The organism is Paracoccus amoyensis (assembly GCF_014490725.1).
Lineage (GTDB): Bacteria > Pseudomonadota > Alphaproteobacteria > Rhodobacterales > Rhodobacteraceae > Paracoccus > Paracoccus amoyensis.
In genome coordinates this window covers 466,683-482,503 of the sequence record NZ_JACOQL010000001.1, presented here as the reverse complement: position 1 = coordinate 482,503, position 15,821 = coordinate 466,683, and the positions used below count along the sequence as shown (strand labels likewise).

Genomic DNA, 15,821 nt, shown 5'->3' with positions numbered 1-15,821 from the left:
ATGGAAAACAAGCGGTCTTATTCAAATGAAAGCAAGGCATAGAAAAAGGGCGCCCTTTGTGGAACGCCCTTCAAAACAGTTTCAGACAAACTTACGCAGCGCGCGAGGTCAGCACGTCTTCCAGGCTTTTCTGGGCCGCGCCTTCATCCAGACCTTTGACCGCTGCAACTTCGCGGGTCAGACGGTCCAGCGCCGCTTCATACAACTGACGCTCGGAATAGGATTGTTCGCGTTGGTCATCATTGCGATGCAGGTCGCGCACCACTTCGGCAATTGACATCAGATCGCCGGAATTGATCTTTTGATCGTATTCCTGTGCGCGGCGCGACCACATGGCACGCTTGACGCGGGCCTTGCCTTTCAACGTCTCCAGCGCACGGTCGATCAGGTCGGGCGTTGACAGGCCCCGCATCCCGATTTCGGTTGCGCGCGCCGTCGGCACGCGAAGGGTCATCTTGTCCTTTTCGAACGAGATGACGAACATTTCCAGCCGCAACCCAGCTACTTCCTGCTCTTCAATCGATACGATCCGGCCAACACCATGGGCGGGATAAACGACAAAGTCATCGGGACGGAATTCGTTCTTTTTGGATTTCGACATCTGGCTTCCTCTAGGTGGCGCCCTGTTTCAAGGACACAAAGAACCGCGAGCGGCGCAAACCGCCTCGGTCCGTTTTAACCATGAATTTTTGCCCTTGCCCGGCAGCGGGTAGGGAGTGACAGCGTTACCGCACAAAATCGAAACCCGTTATTTGACAGGGTTTCGACCAAACGCGTTTATAACGATTGTATAACACAAAAATCCGCCTAAAAAAAGCGGTGCGAAGCAGACGAAAAAACTGTTTATTCTACACTTATATCAAAAGCATAACGAAAATCGCATGCGATCCAAAAAACGAATCGCCCACATTTTTCTGACGGCTTCAACCCATAGTCTTCGGTCGGCGGATGCTTAATCGCCGTCGCCCGGCAGTGGCGAAAAATATTTCTCCAGCTTGTCAGGCGTGCCGTCCATCTCGGCAGCAGTGGGCATGGGGTCTTTTTTCTGGGTAATGACAGGCCATTGTTCCGAATATTTGCGATTGAACTCGACCCATTTTTCCATATCCGGTTCGGTATCGGGCCGGATGGCATCTGCCGGACATTCGGGTTCGCATACACCGCAGTCAATGCATTCGTCGGGATGGATTACCAAGGTATTCTCACCCTCGTAGAAGCAATCGACCGGACAGACCTCGACGCAGTCGGTATATTTGCACATGATGCAATTATCGGTGACGACGTAGGTCATGGCACACTCCAGCTTGATCCGGTGCGGTAGTTACGCCCGGCCACGCAATCAATCAAGGCCACCCTATCTGAAAAGACCGCATTTTCGAACAGAAACGCGCTGCCCGAACATGCGTTCGTCAGAATAATCGACCCGACGAATTTCAGTCCTGATCGCCTGAGCGCCCCTCAAACGGGCGCTTCGGCGTGACCTTCGTCAATATCCTCAAACAGTTCCTGTGCTTCCGTGGCCGGTCCGCGCCGTGTGCCAAGATCGCGGATACGCACAGCCCGCACCCGGCCAAAAGCCGAAATCACCAACTCATCCCCGACCCTGACCGATTTCCCCGGCTTGCGGCAGGGCTGTCCGTTCAATCGGATGCCCCCGCCTTCGATCCGCTCGGCCGCCAATCCGCGCGATTTGAACAGCCGCGCGAAAAACAGCCATTTGTCCAGACGCTGTTCCGGCGACGCCTGAACGCCATCTTTGGGACTTTCGGATTTCAAAAGAATGCCTGCTTTGTATCCGTTTTCAGCATGCCGCGCCGCCATTCAGGGACAGGATAAGGATCAGGCCAGAATTCTGTCTGATGATGGATAAGACCATTTCTGACATGATGGAAAGTGATCGCACGCGCAACTATTGCAAGCGCATCCTGAACGATCCGCGTATCGGTTACGATCTGATCTTCTTGGGCGACAAGGCTGATGACCTGAAACCGCCAGCCTCCCTGCCCCGGAAAAGCCCCGTTCACCTGCGCAAATTGCGCAGGCCCCTCGATCACTTCTTCGGTCTGAGGCCAATGGCTGGTAAAGTCTTCAGACAAAAACCGAATGGCAACGGCTGTCCAGTCGTTGCCATTCATCGCGTGCCAGAATTCCCGGACCAATTGACCTGAAACGATCATGAGGCTTTTATTTTTTGTCCTTAAGCGCCGCGAGGATCGCGAACGGGCTGTCAGGATCGGCCTTCTTCTCGGGGCGGGACGAATAGGTCTTTGGCCCCTGATGCGCAGGCTTGCCGCCCTTTTTGCCGCCTTTGCCGCGCTGCGGCTTGCCGCCTTCACGGTCGGGCTTGCCACCGCCTTCGCCACGCTCGCCGCGGTTTTCACGGCGCTGGCCCTGACCGCCGGCATTGCGACGGCCTTGGCCTTGCCCCTCGCCCTGCGGAGGACGGCGGTTGGCGCGCGGTTTCGGCGCCCAGCGGAAGGTGTAGAACACTTCCATTTCCTGCTCCGGCGCTTCCACCTCGGCTTCGGCGTCAGTTGCGGCCTCTCCGGCGGCTTCCGCCTGGGCGCGGCGCTTCTCGGCCTGCTCGGCCTCCCATTTGGCGCGGGTTTCGGCGGCCAGAACGCTTTCTTCCTCGGTCATCGGGTTAGCCGACGCCTCGACCTCCGGCGCGGCTTCCGCCACCGGGGTATCAGCCGCCTTGATCTTGGCCCGCTCACCCTTTTCGGCGGCATAACCAAGCCCCTGCATCAGACCCGAAAACTGCTCCAGCGTCATGCCGGTGATCGACAGCATGTCGGGATTGGCCTCAAATCCACCGCGCGTATCCTGGGCGCGCAGCAGATCGGCCAGACGTTCCAGCATGTCGATGCGGATCGCACGCTCGCCCGCCGGGCGATAGCCCGACAGCGTGTAATATCCATCCGGCACTCCCGGGATATGCGGAATCGTCACCAGACCCGGCGGCGGGCTTTCGGGGAATTCGTCCAGATTTTCGTTCAGCGACCACAAAACCAGACGCAAGCGCGTCGGAGCGGGCTTCAGCAGCGCGGGCATGAAGATCGTGAACTGACCGAACCGAACGCCGTGTTTGCGCAGTGCGCCGCGGGATTCCTGATCCAGATCCTTGACTTCACTGGCCACGCCTTCACGCGACAGGACGCCAAGCGCCTCGACCAGACGGAAGGCAAAGCCGCGGGCCAGACCGGTCAGCGCCTCGTCCTTTTGCAAGGTGATCAGCGGCTCGAACAATGCGGCGACCTTGCGGTCGATGAAGTGCTGCAGGCGACGGCGCACCTTGTCCGCAATGTCGGTCCCGGCTTCTTCATCGACAAAGACCTGCACGGCGGGATGCAGCGCATCGGCACCCTTGACCAGCTTGCCGACAGCGGCATTGCCCCACATCAGGCCGCCCTGCTCGGTAAAATCAAGCTCGGTATCGGGCGAGTTGTAGAAGCGGTCAGCCCGCAGATTGAACTCGGGGCGCAGCGCCTCATAGCTGGCGCGGTTCAGCATCTTTGCTTCATCCGCAGTCGCCGTCTGATCGGGACGGAAACGGAAGCCCTCGAGACGACCGGCAAACTCGCCCTCGACCGTCACTTCGCCCTTGTCGTTCACTTCAGCCACAAGGCTCTCCTTCTGCTTGAGCCGCCGCAACAGCACGGATGTGCGCCGGTCCACAAATCTTTGCGTCAATGCCGCATGCAGGGCATCTGACAGTCGGTCTTCTACAGCGCGAGTTTCGCCGCGCCAATGACTTTCGTCGTCAACCCAGCCATTCCTTTGCGCGACATAAGTCCAAGTGCGGATATAGGCCAGCCGTTTCGAGATGGCGTCGATATCGCCATGCGACCGATCAATCCGCCTGACCGCGCGGGCAAGCCATTCCGACGGGATGCCGCCATCTTGCAGAAATCCAAAGATCCGCGCCAGCAAGGTTGTATGCTCAACAGGTGAAATTCCCCGGAAATCAGGCACCCTGCACACATCCCACAACAGTCGGACATCCTTGCCGCCCTGAACGCGGTCGCGAATTTCGGGCATCTCGCGCAGCACCTTCAGCGCGTGCAGATCGTCAGCCTCGCGCCCCCGGCCCAGCAACTCGTGCCCCGACGGCGCCTCAAGGCTTTGCACCAGACGGTCCATCGTGCCGAATTCCAGCCGGTCATTGCGCCATGTCAACCGCTGGATCGGCGCGAAACGATGGTTTTCGATGGCGTCGATCAGACCTTCGTCCAGAATTTCAGCCTCACCCGTGACGCCAAATGTGCCGGATTCGGTATGCCGCCCTGCCCGTCCGGCAATCTGGCCCAATTCATGCGGGAACAGGGGACGGACCCGGCGGCCATCGAATTTATGGGTCGCGCTGAAGGCCACGTGCTTGATGTCAAGGTTTAGCCCCATTCCGATGGCATCGGTGGCCACCAGATAATCGACCTCTCCGGCCTGATACATCTCGACCTGGGCATTTCGCGTTCGCGGCGACAGCGCCCCCATGACAACCGCACAACCGCCCTTCTGGCGGCGGATCAGTTCGGCCATGGCATAAACGTCATCGACGCTGAACCCGACGATGGCCGAACGCGCGGGCATCCGGCTCAGCTTTTTCGACCCGGCCCAAGTCAATGAGGAAAAGCGTTCGCGGCGTTGAAACTGCACATCCGGCACAAGGGCGGCAATCGCAGGCCGCATGGTGTCGCTGCCCAGAAAAAGCGTTTCATGCAGTCCACGCATATGCAGCAGTCGGTCGGTAAAGACATGGCCACGTTCCGGGTCGGCACATAGCTGGATCTCATCAATCGCCACGAAATCGGCGGCGATATCGGGCATGGCTTCGGTGGTGGCCACCCAGTATTGCACACGTTCCGGAACAATTCGTTCCTCGCCCGTGACCAGTGCCACGACCGACGGACCACGCGCCTTGACGATGCGGTCATAGACCTCGCGCGCCAGCAAACGCAGCGGCAGACCGATTACGCCCGTGCGATGCGCCAGCATCCGTTCAATCGCGTAATGCGTCTTGCCCGTGTTCGTGGGTCCAAGGACGGCCGTCACCCGGCCACGTTCATGAAGTGTCATGTGTTAAATTTCGGTGCCCGATTGCAGACGTTCCAGACGCTCCACACCGTCAATCGCCTCTTGCTGATGCGGATGAATTTTCAAGCTTGCCCGATAGGCGGCCAGTGCCCGTTCGGTATCGCCGCTTTCCTCCAGCATGGCGCCCAGTTGTGTCAGCGCCGCGAAGTGGCGCGGTTCAAGTTGCAGGGCTTTCGCAAGATCCGCAAGTGCAGGTCCGAATTGGCCAGCAGTGGCATAAGCCGCCGCACGGGTCTGAAATCCTTCTGCAAATTCAGGGGCATGATCCGTCAGCGCCGTCAGATGGCCGATGGCGACTTCGATTTCGCCTTCATCCAGCGCCGCTTGCCCGCGCTGCAACAGCAAATCCATGGAAGCAGAGCCGGACTTCGACCATTCCCGCAGGATATCCGATTCGGCGATCCGCCACCCCTCACCCTCTGGTTTCGCAAGTTGCTGGAACAGCGCGTCCATATCCGGGCGTTCCTGCGCCGAGAGAGTGGAGGACATTCCGGACAAAAGGAAAAGCGTTGCGAATATGTGCAAAATCGTCAGAACTCTGTGAAAGGGTTCCGTCACGAAATACTGGAAATTGATGGCGCAAGTGGGCATATCGTCAATGTAACTACCCCGCTGGCCCAATGCCAGTCATACCACGATGAGAGGAATGAAATGAGCGATGTTGTGAACGCCGCAGTCGAGAAGCTGGGCCAAAAGATTGATAGCTTCGGGTCGACCGCGAAATTCGTGATCGAAGGCGAAGGTGCCATCATGATCGACGAAAATGGCGTTCGCGCCGGCGACGAAGAGGCGGACGTTACCCTGACGGCCAACCGCGAAACATTCGAGGCAATCCTGAACGGCAGCGTGAACCCCGCAACCGCGTTCATGACCGGCAAGCTGAAACTGGACGGCTCGATGCCCGTCGCGATGCAATTGGGTCAGGCCCTGTCCTGATGCCTTGGGGGCAGCGTCGATGATGCAACCCGCCCCCTTTCGTCAATTGCCGGGCGATCCGCTTCGCCCGGCGAATGCTTATTGGGTCCAGACCGAAGATGACCTGCGCATCCGCGTGGCACATTGGGCGGCCCAGGGCGATCCGCGCGGCACTGTTCTTCTATGCCCCGGACGCACCGAATACATCGAAAAATATGCCGAAACCGCCGATCATCTGACCACCCATGGTTATGAGGTGATCTCGATCGACTGGCGTGGTCAGGGGCTTTCCACCCGCCTGCAGGATGATCCCCTGCCCGGTCACATCCACAGCTTTGCCGATTATCAAAACGATCTGGTCGAACTGGTTATCGCGGCGACGGAACTGAACCTGCCGCGGCCGTGGCATTGGCTGGCCCATTCCATGGGCGGCTGCATTACCCTTGCCGGCCTGCATGCCGGCCTGGAGGTGCAATCCGCCGTCTTTTCGGCGCCAATGTGGGGGATCAACCTTCGGCAGATGCCGCATGGCGTAGCGATTGGCCTGGCCTATCTGGCCGGTCGCATGGGTCGTGGTGGGCGCCAAGTCTATCGTGGCGGCGGCACCTATGCGCTGGACGAATCCTTCAGCGCGAACCTTTTGACCGAAGACGCTGACCAATGGTGCCGAATGCTGCGCGAGGCTGCCGCCTGGCCCGACATGACAGTTGGTGGCGCAAGCTATAACTGGGTCCGCGAAGCGCTGAACGAATGCGCCCGCCTGTCGCAACTGGATTCGCCCAATGTGCCCGCGCTGGTGTCGCTGGGCAGTCAGGAAAAGGTCGTCTCCGCCGCTGCGATCCGCGACCGCGTTTCGCGCTGGTCAGGGGCCGAATTGCTGGAAATCGACGGCGCGCGGCACGAGGTGATGATGTGCACCCCCGAACGCCGCGCGACATTTCTTGATGCCGCAGTCGCGCATTTTGCGAAAAACCATACATCATAAATGAAGTCGGTTCTGGCCGGTGCCTCACCTGCCAAGCTGTTCGCAAAAGTCAGCTGTCGTGCGGCTTCACAACCTCTTTTGTCTGGCTCTGCGTCGCGGCGACCAGATCGGCCGGCAGGCGCATACGGACACGCTTTATCCGGCGCGGGTCGGCCTCGACGACTTCGAACTGGATACCCGCGTCGTTCGTGATCACCTCACCCCGCTGCGGGACACGACCGGCAAGAACGACGACCAGACCGCCAAGCGTGTCAACGTCCTCTTCATCCTCGACATTGTCCAGCTTGAAGCCGGTCTTTGCCTCGATCTCGTCCAGCGGCATTCGCGCCTGCACAAGCCACTGACCGGGCTTTTCGGCGAGACACATGGTGCCTTCGGCCTCATCATGCTCATCTTCAATCTCGCCGATAACCTGTTCGATCAGGTCTTCAATCGTGACCAGACCATCGACCCCGCCATATTCATCAATGACCAGCGCCATATGGATACGGCGCTGCTGCATCTGCTGCAACAGCACGCCGATATACATGGACGGCGGAACATAAAGAACTTCGCGCAGCATCGAGAGCAGATCGAACGGCCCCTTGGCGCCAAACCCATGCTTCAGCGCAAGATCTTTCAGATGGATCATCCCTAACGGATGGTCCAGGGTTTCGTGATAGACGGGAATGCGCGAAAATCCATGTTCCCGGAACAGTTCCACCAGATCGTTCAGCGCAATATCGTCCGGCGCTGCGATCATTTCTGCCTTCGGAACCGCCACATCATCGACGCGCATCCGGCGCAGGTTGATAATGCTGGGGGTCGAACCGGTCTGCGGCTTGCTTTCATCATGCGACGGATCGTCTTCGGCCCCTGTCAACGCATCGAAAAAGCGCCCGAAAAAACTGCGAGAGCTGGGCAGATCACGGCCATCCCCTCCGACGCCATCAGCCGCAGATGCGGCGGCGTCACCAAGGGATGGAACAGGTAATCGGGGTTCGGAACTCATCGGACCTTCTCAATATAGGGATCAGGAATATTCAACTGGGCAAGGATTGAACGCTCGGCCGCTTCCATGGTTTCAGCGTCAGGATCATTCAAATGATCATAGCCCAGCAAATGCAGGGTAGCATGAACCAGCAAATGGGTCACGTGATCGGCGACCGGCTTTTGTTGTGCCAATGCCTCGGCCAGACAGGTTTCATAGGCGATGGCGATATCGCCCAACTCTTCCTCATCAGGAAGATCCGGCATCGCACCCGGTTCATGCGGCAAATGTTCGACCGAGGGCCATGACAGCACATTCGTGGCGCGCGGCTTGCCCCGGAAATCGGCGTTCAGCGCCGCGATGCGGGCGTCGTCGCAGCCCAGAACAACAACCTCGCCGCCAATCCGATGCCAGCTTAGCGCAGCGGCAACGGCCCGCTGCGCCAAGTCTTCAAGGCCCAGTTCGTCCCATCGGTCATCCTCGATGACGCAATCAGTGGATATCTCGTCAGGCATCGCTGCGTTTGTCACGTCGCGGGATATAACCGCCACGGTGCTCCTGTGTTTCGCCACGGGCCAACGCCGCGACATCCTCGGCGTCATACGCTTCGATGATGCGCGCGACAAGCGGGTGACGGACAACATCCTTGGCGGTGAAATAGCTGAAGCTGATCCCCTTGACGCCATCAAGGATGCGTTCGGCATCGACAAGGCCGGACTGCATCCCGCGCGGCAGGTCGATCTGCGTGCGGTCGCCGGTAATGACCATGCGCGATCCTTCGCCCAGGCGGGTCAGGAACATCTTCATCTGCATGGTGGTGGCGTTCTGCGCCTCGTCCAGAACGACGAAGGCATTGGCCAGAGTGCGCCCGCGCATGAAGGCCAGCGGAGCGATCTCGATCCGCTTTTCTTCCATCAACTTCTGCATCTGCTTTCCGGGCAGAAAATCGTTCAGCGCGTCATAAAGGGGCTGCATATAGGGATCGACTTTTTCCTTCATGTCGCCGGGCAGAAAGCCCAGACGCTCGCCCGCCTCGACGGCGGGGCGCGACAGGATGATCTTGTCGACATGGCCACCGATCAGCATTGTCACGCCAACTGCAACCGCCAGATAGGTCTTGCCGGTGCCAGCCGGACCGATGCCAAAGGCCAGTTCGTTTTCGAACAGCGACCGGACATAGGCTTTCTGGGCATCGGTGCGTGGCTCGACCGATTTCTTGCGGGTGCGAAGTTCGTAATTGCCCGCGCCAAACATTTCGATCTGGTCCGCGGGGGTGATTTCATCGCCGGAATCCACGCCCATGCGCAGCGCCGCATCAACCTCGGCCATTTCGACAGGGCGCCCCTGTTCCAGCCGCGCATAAAGTCCGCGCAGGATCAGCGCGGCTTCGGACTGCGCCTCGGCCGAGCCGACAACCGCCAGTTGGTTGCCGCGTCGCAGGATATGAACGTTAAGGGCTTCTTCAATCCTTGCAAGGTGGCGGTCATTTGCACCGCACAGATCGATCAGCAACCGATTGTCGGGAAATTCCAGCAAGGTTTCGGCGGACGGGGTCGAAACAGATGACGTAGGCGTAAGGCCCAAATTCTTCTCCAACTAAGGCGTCTACATTCCATGGTGGCGATCCAAGGGGATTCGCACAAGGTCATGCGTCGCAGAATGTGCCGATTCCATGACATTTTCATGGCGGCATCGGCCAAAAACAGCGCATTGCATCCGCTTTCAGCCAGCCAGAAAACGATCTAGATATAGGTTCGGGAATAACGCGCGCCCAATGATGTCAGGATTTCATAGCCGATCGTGCCGGCATAATCAGCCAGTCTATCAATCGGTTGCTCAGGACAGATCAGATCAAGCTGCGCCGGAACCGTGGCCAGTGCCGTCACATCCACGGTCATCAGATCCATCGAGATCCGCCCCACAACCGGGCAAGCCGTCTGCCCTGCATAAAGGCTGAAGCCGCTGGACGACAGCGAACGCAGAATACCGTCAGCATAGCCTGCGGCGACGGTTGCAATCCGGAGTGGGCCTTCAGCGGTCCAGGTCGCGCTGTAACCACAAAACTCACCCGCCTGAACCTCGCGAGTCTGGATCACGTCCAGCGCCAAAGTGACAACCGGCTGCGCATCTGCAAAAGGCATGCCGCCATATATTCCGACGCCGGGCCGGATCATATCAAAATGAAATTGCGGCCCCAATAGAATGCCGCCGGTCGCGGCCAGCGAACGCGGCACGCCACAGCCATCCGTCATCTGATGAAATGCCGCCAGCTGCGCGGCATTGGCAGGATGGTCGGGTTCATCGGCGCAGGCCAGATGCGACATGATGAAGGCGGGACCAGCGGCCAAGGCCTCGGCCCGGATCGCCGCCCATTCCGCCGCTTCAAGCCCCAGACGGTTCATGCCCGTGTCCAACTGAATCGCGAAAGGCTGCCCCGGACGCATCGCGCGGTCGCGAAAGAATTGCTCGGTGCTGTTCAGCACCGGCACCAAACCTGACAGATTCTGACCCGCCATGTGGCCGGACAGGATGTTGATTACTGCATCCCGAGGCAAGGTTTCGCGCAGGGCGCGGCCTTCGGATGCCAGCGCGACAAAGAAATCGCGTGCGCCCGCGTCATACAGCGCCTGCGCAACACGATCAGCGCCCAGACCATAGGCATCGGCCTTGACCACGGCAGCGGCGCGGGCGTTCGGCGCCATGGCCGCCAGCGTTTGCCAGTTCGTGACAATCGCGGAAAGATCGATCTGCAAAGCCATGCTGCGTCAGCCTTCTGAACCCATGGGCACGAACGCCCCAATCGGGGCTTAATACTTTGCCGCCCGATGTCAATTCCGGGGCGCTCACGATCACGGATCAGACCCCGCGAATGACCCCGCCATCCACGCGCAGGTTCTGTCCGGTGATATAGCCCGCCCCATCCGACAGCAGAAAGGCAATGGTCGCCGCCACCTCATCTTCGCTGCCATAGCGGCCCATCGGCACCTGATCGCGTCGCGCATCGGTTTGCGGCAAGCTGTCGATCCAGCCCGGCATGACGTTATTCATGCGGATATTTTGGGACGCGAACTGGTTTGCAAATAGCTTGGTAAAGCTGGTCAGACCGGCACGAAAGACAACCGAGGTCGGGAAATGTTCGGACGGTTCATCCACCCATGCTGTCGAGATATTGACGATGGCCCCGCCGCCCTGCGCTTCCATGATGGGTGTCACCAACCGCGTGGGGCGCACGACATTCAGGAAATAGACCTCCATTCCCAGATGCCAGTCATCATCGCTGATTTCCAGAACCGGGGCGCGCGGGCCGTGCCCGGCCGAGTTCACCAGCGCGTCGATACGCCCCCACTTCTGCATCGCCGCATCAACCAAACGCCGCAGATCATCATTTGACCGGTTGGACCCGGTGACACCGACGCCACCCAGCTCGTGCGCCAATGCCTCACCCTTGCCGGATGATGACAGGATCGCCACATGGTATCCGTCAGCCGCCAGACGACGCGCCGCAGCCGCGCCCATGCCCGATCCGCCAGCGGTAATGACTGCTACTTTTTCCATCGCCCTCTCCCGATGATTTACCCAGTGATCTTTTCGCCCTGAGCGATAGCGTCCACCATTTCCGTGGATGGCACAAAAAACAGGCATCCGGTGACGGCGTTGCTGACATCCAGGATACGGTCATAATTGCCCGGCGGATCCCCGATGAACATGTTGTTCAACATCCGCTCGGTCCGCTCCGGCTCGCAAGAGTAGCCGATGAAATAGGTGCCGAACTCCTTATGCGAGGGGCTGCCGAAGGGCATGTTATCGCGCAGGATCTGAAGCTGATTACCCTCGGCATCGTTGATATTCGTCAGCACGTTATGCGCATAGGACGCCTTTTTATCATCGGGGAATTCGATATCGCTCAGTTTCTGACGGCCTATGATCTGCTCTTGCCGTTCGACCGTCATGGCTTTCCATGCCGTCAGATCATGCATGTATTTCTGGGTGATGACATAGCTGCCGCCACGAAAGACCGCGTCTTCGTCGCCGATCAGAACCGCCTCTGTCAGCGCCAGTCCGGCGGGATTTTCCGTGCCATCGACGAAGCCCAGAAGATCGCGATTGTCAAAAAACTTGAACCCCTGCGTTTCGTCCTGAAGGGTAATCGCGCCTTCCAGCCGCGACATGATTTCGGCGGCCAGCTCGAAGCAGAAATCGGTTCGGCTGGCGCGGATATGGAACAACACGTCCGCAGGGGTCGAGGGCGCGTGATGCACCCCATTGATTTCGCGAAACGGATGCAGCCCGGCCGGGGTCGCGCCCGTCTCCAGACGCTGCCACAGGTCCGCGCCCAGACCGACAATGCAGGTCAAACCCGCGCTTGGGCTGCGGAAACTGACCGCACGGATCAGCGACGGCAGATCGCCGCACAGGTCGCGGAATTTTTGCAGATCATCCGCGCCCTGATTGACCGTAAGCGTAATGAATATCGCTGAATGGGTCAGCGCACCTTCGACGGGCTGGCTTACAACTGGCGTCATCAAATTTCCCCCAACAATTTCACCTTACGCTAGCTGATGCATTTCGCCTGTCCAAGGTTTTTACATCCCGACAATCTGGTCAATTTGCAATTTCGCAACTTACCTTTCTGCAATGCAGAATATTTTGCAAATTTTCTTGTTTTTGCTTTCATGTCCCAGTTTGACAAATTAGTTTACGTCAACCCGGTCCTGAGGAGGTTCGTCATGAAAGACATTCTGCAAGAGTTGGAACACCGCCGTGACAAGGCCCGACTGGGGGGTGGCCAACGACGGATCGACGCTCAGCACGCGCGCGGCAAGCTGACCGCGCGCGAAAGGGTCGAACTGCTGCTGGACGAAGGCAGCTTTGAAGAATTCGACATGTTCAAGACGCATCGCAGCACCGATTTCGGGATCGAGGCCGATCGCCCCTATGGCGACGGCGTGGTGACCGGCTGGGGCACGATCAACGGCCGTATGGTCTATGTCTTTTCGCAGGACTTCACCGTCTTTGGTGGGTCGCTTTCAGAAACTCACGCTGAAAAAATCTGCAAGATCATGGATATGGCAATGCAGAATGGCGCCCCTGTGATCGGGTTGAACGATTCGGGCGGTGCGCGCATTCAGGAAGGCGTGGCGTCCCTTGCAGGCTATGCCGAGGTCTTTCAGCGCAACATCATGGCCTCGGGCGTGGTGCCGCAGATCAGCGTCATCATGGGCCCTTGCGCAGGTGGCGCGGTCTATTCCCCGGCGATGACCGACTTTATCTATATGGTGAAAGACACCAGCTACATGTTCGTCACCGGCCCGGATGTCGTGAAAACCGTCACGAACGAGGTGGTGACCGCAGAACAGCTTGGCGGTGCGTCAACCCATACGAAGAAAAGTTCTGTCGCGGACGGCGCATTTGAAAATGACGTCGAAGCATTGTCGGAAATCCGCCGATTGTTCGATTTCCTGCCGCTGAACAACCGCGACGGCGTGCCCGTTCGTCCGTTCTTTGACGACCCAAACCGGATCGAAGAAAGTCTGGACACGCTGATCCCCGACAACCCGAACCAGCCCTATGACATGAAAGAGCTGATCGTGAAGATCGCCGATGAGGGCGACTTCTACGAGGTGCAGAAGGATTACGCGGGCAATATCATCATCGGCTTCATTCGCATCGAAGGCCGCACGGTCGGCATCGTCGCGAACCAGCCGATGGTTCTGGCCGGCTGTCTGGATATCGACAGCAGCCGCAAGGCCGCCCGCTTTGTCCGTTTCTGCGACGCATTTGAAATTCCGATCCTGACGCTGGTTGATGTTCCGGGCTTCCTGCCCGGCACCTCGCAGGAATATGGCGGCGTCATCAAGCACGGCGCGAAACTGCTGTTCGCCTATGGCGAGGCGACGGTGCCGAAGGTCACGGTCATCACGCGCAAAGCCTATGGTGGCGCCTATGATGTCATGTCGTCGAAACACCTGCGCGGCGATATGAACTATGCTTGGCCCACGGCGGAAATCGCGGTGATGGGCGCCAAGGGCGCGGTAGAAATCCTGTATCGCAACGAATTGGGCGATCCCGAAAAAATCGCCGCGCGAACCAGGGATTACGAAGACCGTTTCGCCAATCCTTTCGTGGCGGCGGAAAAGGGCTTCATTGACGAAGTGATCCAGCCCCACTCGACCCGCCGCCGTGTCGCCCGCGCCTTTGCCGCGCTTCGCAACAAGAAGCTGAGCAACCCATGGAAAAAACACGACAACATTCCGCTGTAAGTGTCCGGTTTCACATGTTGATGCACAAAAGCGTGAATGATGCAGCGCCGCCACAGGCGGCAGGACTTCTGTCGCTGGCAGCCCTCGCCGACTGTCTGCAAGAGTCGCCCATTGCTATGATGGCCTCCGGGTCGGTGCGTCCAAGCGCCGACTGTCAATCGAGCAGTCGGGCGGAAAATCGCCCGCGATACAGGAGAGACAATTCATGTCGAAGAAAATCATCCTCGGCCTCGTGCTGGTTTCCGCTTTCGCCGCTTGCCAGCGCCAAGAGCCTGACGTCTACGTGCCGCCGGCCCCTACTGCCGTCACGACCGAGCCGGTCTTCCAGGGCAAATACGGCAACTAATCCTTCGATTAGCCCAACTTTGCGCGGGCGGTTTCGCTGCCCGCGCATCGCGCCCGCCGTCACCTTCATCAGACGAGGCGCAGCATGCTGAAGCATCGCGGTTTTCCAGGCCGCCTTCCCGGCACCGATTTTCAATTCACCATCCGTCGCGAAAACCGCAAGAAGGGGGCAACCCCGATCACGCGGCGCGAACGGTTTCGCGACCGCAAGGTTGTGGACAAACGCGCGGATGCAGCCTTCCTGTCCGCATTGATCACCAATTTCGGCGATGAGCCGTTCGAACGCGGCAATCTGGATGCAGGCCGCCTTGGCTGGCTGATCGGCCGCGAGGTTAAAGCGGTTGGCAATTTCGATCCGGCAGATTACGAACAGTTGCTGCAAGTCGACATGGCCGCCGCCGAAGCGTCATTCCCCGAACTGTTTGCGCAGGACTCTCCGCCCGACTTTGGCTGGGATGATGACGCAGGCTGGGACGACGACGAGGATGAGCGTTAATGCGCGATTTGCTGCTTAATGCTTTGATCTCACGGGCATGTCAGTTTGACGCAGTATGGCCGTGTGACATAGTTAAGCAGAATATCCAACCGATTCCGGACGGGATCCTCAATACAGGCAATGTTAAATGCAAGTATCTTTCATCACCCGCATCTCCGCTGGCGCACTGGTTCTGCTGGGTCTGGCCGCATGTGACCCGAACTACCAGACCGGCCTGTCGCCCGACGCTCAGCGCGCGGCTGGTGGTGCCGTTGCAGGTGCTGTCATCGCAAAAGCTCTGGACGAAAACATCGCGACCGGTGCGGCGATTGGCGCAGGCGCAGGCGCACTGTGTGATGACGCGGGCGTCTGCCGCCGTCGTTACTAATCGTTACGGATATCGCGAAACGATCCGGCGCGGTGCGCGTTATCACCGCGCCACTTTTTCGAAAGGATATCTAACATGGCAAAGATCTATCTTCTGGCCGCTGTCGTTGGTGCAACCGCTGTTTCTGGCTGCACGCAGGGTATCAACCCGACCGACACCGACCGCGCAATCATCGGCGCAGCCGTCGGCGCGACCGCTGCCCATGTTGGCGGACGCAAGGAAAGCGACTACTACAAATACGCGGCTGTCGGTGCTGCCGGCGGCGCGCTGTGCGACGACGTCCGTCTGTGCCAGTAACGCACTAGGCAACGCCACCGCGACGCGCGGCGTCACCGCTTATTCCACGACCGTTCGAGGCCTTGTCGCTTCGGACGGTTTTTTCATGTCTT

General features: G+C 59.0%; 19 protein-coding genes. 7 read left to right on the top strand and 12 right to left on the bottom strand.

What is annotated here, in order from left to right; genetic code table 11:
• Window positions 1-91: 91 nt before the first annotated feature.
• From H4P12_RS02530 to H4P12_RS02505, 6 genes are all read right to left on the bottom strand, one after another.
• Window positions 92-601, bottom strand: coding sequence for a CarD family transcriptional regulator (locus tag H4P12_RS02530; protein WP_187792017.1), 510 nt, complete (start codon window positions 599-601; stop codon window positions 92-94).
• 351 nt (window positions 602-952) lie between these two features.
• Window positions 953-1,291: a ferredoxin FdxA gene (gene fdxA / locus H4P12_RS02525; RefSeq protein ID WP_187792016.1), complete on the bottom strand. Its 339-nt coding sequence runs from the start codon at window positions 1,289-1,291 to the stop codon at window positions 953-955.
• 167 nt (window positions 1,292-1,458) lie between these two features.
• On the bottom strand, window positions 1,459-1,776 hold the full coding sequence (locus H4P12_RS02520) for an RNA-binding S4 domain-containing protein (protein WP_246448808.1): 318 nt from the start codon (window positions 1,774-1,776) through the stop codon (window positions 1,459-1,461).
• Complete coding sequence (locus H4P12_RS02515; protein WP_246448896.1) at window positions 1,773-2,135, bottom strand: nuclear transport factor 2 family protein; 363 nt, start codon at window positions 2,133-2,135, stop codon at window positions 1,773-1,775. The genes H4P12_RS02520 and H4P12_RS02515 overlap by 4 nt, the downstream gene beginning before the upstream one ends.
• A gap of 49 nt (window positions 2,136-2,184) precedes the next feature.
• A complete protein-coding gene (locus H4P12_RS02510) occupies window positions 2,185-5,076 on the bottom strand; it encodes a helicase-related protein (protein ID WP_246448807.1) in 2,892 nt (963 codons plus the stop codon).
• A 3-nt stretch (window positions 5,077-5,079) separates the two neighbouring features.
• Complete coding sequence (locus tag H4P12_RS02505; RefSeq protein WP_187792013.1) at window positions 5,080-5,583, bottom strand: tetratricopeptide repeat protein; 504 nt, start codon at window positions 5,581-5,583, stop codon at window positions 5,080-5,082.
• 162 nt (window positions 5,584-5,745) lie between these two features.
• Between H4P12_RS02505 and H4P12_RS02500 the strand changes: the two genes are divergently transcribed.
• Together H4P12_RS02500 and H4P12_RS02495 are read left to right on the top strand one after the other, a co-directional pair.
• Complete coding sequence (locus H4P12_RS02500) at window positions 5,746-6,030, top strand: SCP2 sterol-binding domain-containing protein (protein WP_187792012.1); 285 nt, start codon at window positions 5,746-5,748, stop codon at window positions 6,028-6,030.
• Window positions 6,031-6,049: 19 nt separating this feature from the next.
• Window positions 6,050-6,994 carry an alpha/beta fold hydrolase gene (locus tag H4P12_RS02495; protein WP_246448805.1) on the top strand — a complete coding sequence of 315 codons (945 nt, stop codon included), beginning with the start codon at window positions 6,050-6,052 and terminating at the stop codon, window positions 6,992-6,994.
• Between the two features lie 49 nt (window positions 6,995-7,043).
• Here H4P12_RS02495 and H4P12_RS02490 read toward each other — a convergent pair whose 3' ends face one another.
• From H4P12_RS02490 to H4P12_RS02465, 6 genes are all read right to left on the bottom strand, one after another.
• Window positions 7,044-7,985 (bottom strand): hemolysin family protein, encoded by a 942-nt coding sequence (locus H4P12_RS02490; RefSeq protein WP_187792011.1) that lies wholly within the window; start codon window positions 7,983-7,985, stop codon window positions 7,044-7,046.
• Complete coding sequence (gene ybeY / locus H4P12_RS02485; RefSeq protein WP_223115702.1) at window positions 7,982-8,479, bottom strand: rRNA maturation RNase YbeY; 498 nt, start codon at window positions 8,477-8,479, stop codon at window positions 7,982-7,984. Before ybeY ends, H4P12_RS02490 begins: the two co-directional genes overlap by 4 nt.
• Entirely contained in the window at window positions 8,472-9,548 is a 1,077-nt protein-coding gene (locus H4P12_RS02480) for a PhoH family protein (RefSeq protein ID WP_187792010.1), read from the bottom strand. The genes ybeY and H4P12_RS02480 overlap by 8 nt, the downstream gene beginning before the upstream one ends.
• Before the next feature lie 158 nt (window positions 9,549-9,706).
• A complete protein-coding gene (gene alr / locus H4P12_RS02475) occupies window positions 9,707-10,723 on the bottom strand; it encodes an alanine racemase (protein ID WP_187792009.1) in 1,017 nt (338 codons plus the stop codon).
• 97 nt (window positions 10,724-10,820) lie between these two features.
• The gene (locus H4P12_RS02470) at window positions 10,821-11,519 is read right to left on the bottom strand and encodes an SDR family oxidoreductase (RefSeq protein WP_187792008.1); all 699 of its coding nucleotides are present in this window, start codon (window positions 11,517-11,519) and stop codon (window positions 10,821-10,823) included.
• A 17-nt stretch (window positions 11,520-11,536) separates the two neighbouring features.
• Window positions 11,537-12,487 carry a Dyp-type peroxidase gene (locus tag H4P12_RS02465; RefSeq protein WP_187792007.1) on the bottom strand — a complete coding sequence of 317 codons (951 nt, stop codon included), beginning with the start codon at window positions 12,485-12,487 and terminating at the stop codon, window positions 11,537-11,539.
• Between the two features lie 204 nt (window positions 12,488-12,691).
• Here H4P12_RS02465 and H4P12_RS02460 point away from each other — a divergent pair, with 204 nt between their 5' ends.
• The 5 genes from H4P12_RS02460 (at window position 12,692) to H4P12_RS02440 (ending at window position 15,729) form a co-directional block, all read left to right on the top strand.
• Window positions 12,692-14,224: an acyl-CoA carboxylase subunit beta gene (locus H4P12_RS02460; RefSeq protein ID WP_187792006.1), complete on the top strand. Its 1,533-nt coding sequence runs from the start codon at window positions 12,692-12,694 to the stop codon at window positions 14,222-14,224.
• A gap of 205 nt (window positions 14,225-14,429) precedes the next feature.
• Entirely contained in the window at window positions 14,430-14,570 is a 141-nt protein-coding gene (locus H4P12_RS02455) for a hypothetical protein (RefSeq protein WP_187792005.1), read from the top strand.
• 84 nt (window positions 14,571-14,654) lie between these two features.
• The gene (locus H4P12_RS02450) at window positions 14,655-15,065 is read left to right on the top strand and encodes a hypothetical protein (protein ID WP_187792004.1); all 411 of its coding nucleotides are present in this window, start codon (window positions 14,655-14,657) and stop codon (window positions 15,063-15,065) included.
• Window positions 15,066-15,192: 127 nt separating this feature from the next.
• Window positions 15,193-15,432 carry a hypothetical protein gene (locus tag H4P12_RS02445; RefSeq protein ID WP_187792003.1) on the top strand — a complete coding sequence of 80 codons (240 nt, stop codon included), beginning with the start codon at window positions 15,193-15,195 and terminating at the stop codon, window positions 15,430-15,432.
• A 75-nt stretch (window positions 15,433-15,507) separates the two neighbouring features.
• Window positions 15,508-15,729, top strand: coding sequence for a hypothetical protein (locus tag H4P12_RS02440; RefSeq protein WP_187792002.1), 222 nt, complete (start codon window positions 15,508-15,510; stop codon window positions 15,727-15,729).
• Window positions 15,730-15,821 lie beyond the last annotated feature (92 nt).

Coding starts and splice junctions, on each gene's coding strand:
- H4P12_RS02465 (WP_187792007.1), bottom strand. CDS start 12,487: ATGACGCCAGTTGTAAGCCAGCCCGTCGAAGGTGCGCTGACCCATTCA.
- H4P12_RS02490 (WP_187792011.1), bottom strand. CDS start 7,985: ATGAGTTCCGAACCCCGATTACCTGTTCCATCCCTTGGTGACGCCGCC.
- H4P12_RS02530 (WP_187792017.1), bottom strand. CDS start 601: ATGTCGAAATCCAAAAAGAACGAATTCCGTCCCGATGACTTTGTCGTT.
- H4P12_RS02505 (WP_187792013.1), bottom strand. CDS start 5,583: ATGTCCTCCACTCTCTCGGCGCAGGAACGCCCGGATATGGACGCGCTG.
- ybeY (WP_223115702.1), bottom strand. CDS start 8,479: ATGCCTGACGAGATATCCACTGATTGCGTCATCGAGGATGACCGATGG.
- H4P12_RS02500 (WP_187792012.1), top strand. CDS start 5,746: ATGAGCGATGTTGTGAACGCCGCAGTCGAGAAGCTGGGCCAAAAGATT.
- alr (WP_187792009.1), bottom strand. CDS start 10,723: ATGGCTTTGCAGATCGATCTTTCCGCGATTGTCACGAACTGGCAAACG.
- fdxA (WP_187792016.1), bottom strand. CDS start 1,291: ATGACCTACGTCGTCACCGATAATTGCATCATGTGCAAATATACCGAC.
- H4P12_RS02515 (WP_246448896.1), bottom strand. CDS start 2,135: ATGAATGGCAACGACTGGACAGCCGTTGCCATTCGGTTTTTGTCTGAA.
- H4P12_RS02495 (WP_246448805.1), top strand. CDS start 6,050: ATGATGCAACCCGCCCCCTTTCGTCAATTGCCGGGCGATCCGCTTCGC.
- H4P12_RS02460 (WP_187792006.1), top strand. CDS start 12,692: ATGAAAGACATTCTGCAAGAGTTGGAACACCGCCGTGACAAGGCCCGA.
- H4P12_RS02445 (WP_187792003.1), top strand. CDS start 15,193: ATGCAAGTATCTTTCATCACCCGCATCTCCGCTGGCGCACTGGTTCTG.
- H4P12_RS02455 (WP_187792005.1), top strand. CDS start 14,430: ATGTCGAAGAAAATCATCCTCGGCCTCGTGCTGGTTTCCGCTTTCGCC.
- H4P12_RS02450 (WP_187792004.1), top strand. CDS start 14,655: ATGCTGAAGCATCGCGGTTTTCCAGGCCGCCTTCCCGGCACCGATTTT.
- H4P12_RS02440 (WP_187792002.1), top strand. CDS start 15,508: ATGGCAAAGATCTATCTTCTGGCCGCTGTCGTTGGTGCAACCGCTGTT.
- H4P12_RS02470 (WP_187792008.1), bottom strand. CDS start 11,519: ATGGAAAAAGTAGCAGTCATTACCGCTGGCGGATCGGGCATGGGCGCG.
- H4P12_RS02510 (WP_246448807.1), bottom strand. CDS start 5,076: ATGACACTTCATGAACGTGGCCGGGTGACGGCCGTCCTTGGACCCACG.